The organism is Pseudomonas sp. (assembly GCF_048269965.1).
In the GTDB taxonomy this organism is placed as follows: domain Bacteria; phylum Pseudomonadota; class Gammaproteobacteria; order Pseudomonadales; family Pseudomonadaceae; genus Aquipseudomonas.
Genome location: NZ_JBLWTV010000052.1, coordinates 1 through 5,493, shown reverse-complemented (window position 1 = coordinate 5,493; position 5,493 = coordinate 1). Strand labels below are relative to the sequence as shown.

The following is a 5,493-nucleotide window of genomic DNA, read 5'->3' as shown; positions in this document are numbered from 1 at the left end:
ACAAGACGAGGTCGCCATCATGCACACCAAGCTCCCCACGCCCAAGATTGGAATCAGCGCCTGCCTGCTTGGTAATCCGGTGCGTTTCAACGGTGGCCACAAGGAATCGCGCCTGTGCAGCGAAACCCTGGCGCAACACTTCGAGTTTGTGCCGGTGTGCCCAGAGGTTGCCATCGGCCTTGGCACACCTCGCGAGCCGATCCGCCTGGTCGGCGACACCGACGCACCAAAGGCCGTCGGCACCGTACGTCCCGAACTGGACGTCACCGAAGCCCTCGCCGCCTACGGTCGGCAGATCGCCGAGCAGTTGCACGACATCAACGGCTACATCCTGATGCAGAAATCGCCGTCCTGCGGCATGGAGCGGGTCAAGGTCTATGCCGCCAACGGTCATACCCAGCCCGGAGGTGGTAGCGGCGTGTTCGCCCAGGCGCTGATGCAGGCCTGTCCGGATCTGCCGGTCGAAGAGGACGGCCGCCTGAACGATGCCGTACTGCGCGAAAACTTCCTCACCCGCGTATATGCCCATGCCGACTGGCAGCGCCTGCGTCAGGCCGGCCTCAGCCGCCGGGCCATCGTCGATTTCCACTCGCGCTACAAGTACCAGCTAATGGCGAGCAACCCGCTGCAGTACAAGGTGCTCGGCCGACTGGTTGCGCAACTGGCCGAACACTCGCTGGAGGAGTTCGCACCGCAGTACTTCAGCCAGCTGATGCAGGCGCTGAAGAAGCCGGCCACCCGCGGTACGCACTGCAACGTGCTGCTGCATCTGAGCGGTTACCTCAAGGACGCGCTTGGCGCGGAGGACCGCCGCGAGATGCGCCACCTCATCGATCAGTATCGCGCCGGCGTCATTCCGCTGGTGGTGCCGCTGACCCTGCTCAAGCACCACTTCCGTCGGCATCCCGATCATTACGTCGCACGCCAGGCCTACATGCAGCCGCATCCCGAAACCCTCAGCCTGCGCAACGGAATCTGAACATGAATGAATCAACGGACCTGACGCAGCTGACGGCCGACGGCCTCCTGCCGATCCGCGAAGTGGCGCGCATCACCGGCGTCAACGCCGTGACCCTGCGTGCCTGGGAGCGCCGTTACGGGCTGATCGTCCCGCTGCGCACGCCCAAGGGTCATCGGCTGTACGAAGAAGCACATATCCAGCGCATCCGCGACATCCTCACCTGGCTCAATCGCGGCGTTTCGGTCAGCCAGATCAAGCCGCTGCTGGACACCACCACGCCGCCGGAGCTGCCCAGGCAGAACCAGTGGTCGGAGCTGCTCGAAGAGCTGCTGCAGGCCATCGACCGCCTCAGCGAACGACGCCTGGACGATGCCTTCAACCGGGCCATGGCGCTGTATCCGCCGCGCACGCTCTGCCAGCACCTGCTGCATCCACTGCTCGAGGCACTCGAACAGCGCTGGCAGGGCCAGTACGGTGCAGCGGTGGAGCGGGCGCTGGTTCATTCCTGGCTGCGCAGCAAACTGGCGACGCGCATCTATTTCAACAACCGGCAGCAGGTCGGGCGTCCGCTGCTGCTCGCCAATCTGGATAACGAGTCCTTCGCACCCGGTCTGTGGTTGACCGCCTGGCTCGTCTCCAGCACCGACTGCCCAGTTGAAGTCGTCGAGTGGCCGGTACCGCTAAACGAGCTGAACCTGGCGATGGAGCGCATCCTGCCGCGCGCCCTGTTGCTCTATGCGAGCAACAGCCTGCCGGGCAACTGCCTGCAACGCGACCTGCCGCGTCTGATCGAGCAAAGCGTCGCGCCGCTCTGTGTGGCCGGGCCGGCCGTTCATATCCATGCACCCGAGCTGCACCGACATCGCGGGCTGATGCTCGCTGAGGGTCCCCTCGGCGCCCTGCAGCAGCTGCATGGCGCCGGCCTGCTGCCCGGTAGCGAAGGGAGTGCGTTATGACCCAGCTGCTCTGGCTGCGCAGCGATCTGCGCACAAGCGACAACACCGCCCTCGCGGCTGCGATGGCTTGCGGTCCTACCGTGGCGCTGTATCTGGTCACTCCGGGGCAATGGCTCGCCCACGACGATGCCCCCTGCAAGGTCGACTTCTGGCTGCGTAACCTCGCCGAGCTGTCGACGCGGCTGGGCGCGCTCAACGTCCCGCTGCTGATTCGCGAGGTCGATGATTGGCAGGCGGTACCCGACGCACTGCTGAAGGTCTGCCGCGAACAGGGCGTGCAGCGGCTGCATTACAACGACGAGTACGGGGTAAACGAGCAGCGCCGCGATCAGGCAGTTACGACGCATCTGGAAGCGGCCGGCATCAGCGTGCGCGGCCATCTCGACCAGCTGCTGTTCACTCCGGGTAGCGTACAGACGCAGTCGGGCAGCTACTTCAAGGTGTTCAGCCAGTTCCGCAAGGCCTGCCTTGCCCGCCTGAGCGTATCGCTGCCAGCCTGCGAGCCGGTGCCTGCGGCCCAGGTGCCGCTGGGTATCACCAGTGACCCGATACCCACGACGGTCACCGGCTTTCCGCGACCCACGGACTATCTGCGCGCGCTCTGGCCAGCCGGCGAAGCCTTCGCCCAGCGGCGCCTGGCAGCGTTCGTCGAGGACGACCTGAACGAATACCACCAGCGCCGCGACCTGCCCGCCGAGCCCGGCACCAGCCAGCTGTCGGCCTACCTCGCCGCTGGCGTCATTTCCATCCGCCAGTGCCTGCACGCGGCGCTTGGCTACAACCAGGGCGAGCTGGACAGCGGCAGCACCGGCGTCACCACCTGGATCAACGAACTGCTCTGGCGCGAGTTCTACAAGCACATCCTGGTCGGCTATCCGCGGGTGTCCATGTACCGCGCCTTCCGCCCGGAAACCGAGGCACTGCCCTGGCGGCGCGCGCCGTACGAGCTGGAAGCATGGCAGCAGGGCCGCACCGGCTTTCCGATCATCGATGCGGCCATGCGCCAGATGCAGGAAACCGGCTGGATGCACAACCGCCTGCGCATGGTCGTCGCCATGTTCCTCAGCAAGAACCTGCTGATCGACTGGCGTGAGGGCGAGCGCTGGTTCATGCGTCACCTGATCGACGGCGACCTGGCCGCCAACAATGGCGGCTGGCAATGGAGCGCGTCCACCGGCACGGATTCGGTGCCCTACTTCCGCCTGTTCAATCCGATCAGCCAGTCGCAACGCTTCGACCCGGACGGGCAGTTCCTGCGCCGCTGGCTTCCCGAGCTGCAGCACCTGAGCAGGCGCGACGTGCATAACCCGTCGGCGCACCGCAGCCTGTTCGGCGTAACCGAGTACCCCGCCCCCATCGTCGACCTCGGCGCCAGCCGGGCGCGGGCGCTGGATGCCTTCCGCAGCCTGCCGGATGCGCAAGCATGAGCGGCTTCCTGCAGTCTTTCGCCTGCGAGTTCGCCCGCCTCGACGCGAGCAATCTCGACCGCCTGCGCGACCTCTACAGCGCCGACGTGCACTTCACCGACCCGCTGCATGAGGTCTGCGGGCTCGTCGAGCTGGAGCGCTATTTCAGCGAGCTGTATGCCAACGTCGAGCACCTGCATTTCGCGTTCATCAGCCACGATGAGATATGCGACGGCCAGGGCTATCTGCGCTGGATCATGAGTTACCGACATCCGCGGCTGAACGGCGGCAAGCTGATCAGCCTCGAAGGCTGCTCGCTGCTGCGCTGGAACGGCGCCGGCAAGGTCGTCCGTCACCGCGACTACTTCGATGCCGGTGCCCTGCTCTATCAGCATGTGCCCCTGCTCGGCGCGGCCATTCGCTGGCTGCAGCGGAGGCTCGCGTGAACCTCTCGCGACGTATCTGGCTGACCGGCGCCAGCAGTGGCATCGGCCTGGAGCTGGCGCGCCAGCTGCTCGCCGACGGGCACTGCCTGGCGCTTTCGGCACGCCGCACCGAGCCGCTGCAGGCCTTTGCCCGGCGCTACCCGGGGCGTGTGCTGGTGTTGCCCGGCGATCTCACCGACAGCGAACAGGTGCGCGACATCGGCGCCGCCATCCAGACGCAATGGGGCGCGCTGGACAGCGTGATCCTCAACGCCGGCACCTGCGAATACATCCACGCCGGCCGATTCGACGCGGCGCTGCTGGAGCGCGTGATGGGCGCCAACGTGCTCGCCGTCGGCTACTGCATCGAGGCGGCACTGCCACTGCTGCGCCAAGGGGTGCGCCCGCATCTGGTCGGCGTCGGCAGCTCGGTGACCTGGCTGCCGCTGCCGCGTGCCGGGGCCTACGGCGCATCCAAGGCGGCGCTGCGCTACCTGCTCGAATCGCTGCGTCTGGATCTGGCCAACGAAGGCATCGACGTCACCCTCGTCAGCCCGGGGTTCGTCGACACACCGCTGACCCGTCGCAACGACTTTCCCATGCCCATGAGCTGGCCGGCGGACAAGGCCGCACGGCAGATCGCCCGACGGCTGGAACGCCGCCCGCTGCACATCGCGTTTCCGGCGCCGTTCATCTCTGTGCTGCGCCTGCTCTCACTGCTGCCCGCACGCCTGCAATTCGCCCTCGGCCGGCGACTGGCGCGTACGCCTCTCAAGGAAGGATAACCATGAAAATCGCCATCATCGGCAGCGGTATTGCCGGACTTACCTGTGCGCATCTGCTGTCCCGTCAGCACCAGGTCGCGGTGTTCGAATCGGCCAGCTGGATCGGCGGCCACACCCATACCGTGGACTTCCGTCTGCACGGCCGGGACTACGCGGTGGACACCGGCTTCATCGTCTTCAATGACTGGACCTACCCCAACTTCATCAAGTTGCTGGACAAGCTCGGAGTGCGCTACAAGCCGACCGAAATGAGCTTTTCGGTGAGCGATCCGCTCAGCGACCTGGAATACAACGGCCACGATCTCAACACGTTGTTCGCCCAGCGCAGCAACCTGTTCTCGCCGCCCTTCTGGCGCATGATTCGCGACATCCTGCGCTTCAACCGCGAAGCGCTTGAGGACTACAAGCACGGTCGCCTCGGTGCCCACGTCACCCTGGGTACCTATCTCGAGCTGGGCCGCTACAGCCAGCGCTTCATCGATCACTACATCGTGCCGATGGGCGCAGCGATCTGGTCGATGTCGCTGGCCGACATGCTGGAATTCCCGGTGGAATTCTTCATCCGCTTCTTCAAGAACCACGGGCTGCTGTCGGTGAGCGATCGCCCACAGTGGTACGTCGTCGAAGGCGGCTCCAGCGCCTATGTATCGCCACTGACGCGGGGTTTCAGCCAGCACATCCGTCTCAACTGCCCGGTGTTCGAGGTGCTGCGCGATGAGCACGGCGTAACGATCCAGAGCCCGGCCGGTGCCGAGCGTTTCGACAAGGTGATCTTCGCCTGTCACAGCGACCAGGCGCTGAGCCTGCTGGCCGAACCGAGCCGGGTCGAACGAGAGATCCTCGGAGCCATCGGCTACGCCGCAAACGACGTGGTGCTGCACACCGATACGCGCCTGCTGCCCAAGCGGCGCCGCGCCTGGGCCAGCTGGAACTACCGCCTCGGCGGGCCGAGCGAGCAAC

At 65.8% G+C, this 5,493-nt stretch carries 6 protein-coding genes; all 6 read left to right on the top strand.

The window, feature by feature from the left end; translation table 11 throughout:
* Positions 1-19 precede the first annotated feature (19 nt).
* On the top strand, positions 20-979 hold the full coding sequence (locus tag ACN0X6_RS24930) for a YbgA family protein (RefSeq protein WP_023443726.1): 960 nt from the start codon (positions 20-22) through the stop codon (positions 977-979).
* A 2-nt stretch (positions 980-981) separates the two neighbouring features.
* Positions 982-1,917 (top strand): MerR family transcriptional regulator, encoded by a 936-nt coding sequence (locus tag ACN0X6_RS24925; RefSeq protein ID WP_255849121.1) that lies wholly within the window; start codon positions 982-984, stop codon positions 1,915-1,917.
* A complete protein-coding gene (gene phrB, locus ACN0X6_RS24920) occupies positions 1,914-3,344 on the top strand; it encodes a deoxyribodipyrimidine photo-lyase (protein WP_417708021.1) in 1,431 nt (476 codons plus the stop codon). The genes ACN0X6_RS24925 and phrB overlap by 4 nt, the downstream gene beginning before the upstream one ends.
* Complete coding sequence (locus ACN0X6_RS24915; protein ID WP_417708019.1) at positions 3,341-3,769, top strand: nuclear transport factor 2 family protein; 429 nt, start codon at positions 3,341-3,343, stop codon at positions 3,767-3,769. The genes phrB and ACN0X6_RS24915 overlap by 4 nt, the downstream gene beginning before the upstream one ends.
* Positions 3,766-4,533: an SDR family NAD(P)-dependent oxidoreductase gene (locus tag ACN0X6_RS24910; protein WP_278348130.1), complete on the top strand. Its 768-nt coding sequence runs from the start codon at positions 3,766-3,768 to the stop codon at positions 4,531-4,533. The genes ACN0X6_RS24915 and ACN0X6_RS24910 overlap by 4 nt, the downstream gene beginning before the upstream one ends.
* Positions 4,534-4,535: 2 nt before the next feature.
* A partial coding sequence (locus tag ACN0X6_RS24905) for an NAD(P)/FAD-dependent oxidoreductase (protein ID WP_417708017.1) occupies positions 4,536-5,493 on the top strand: 958 nt, incomplete at its 3' end.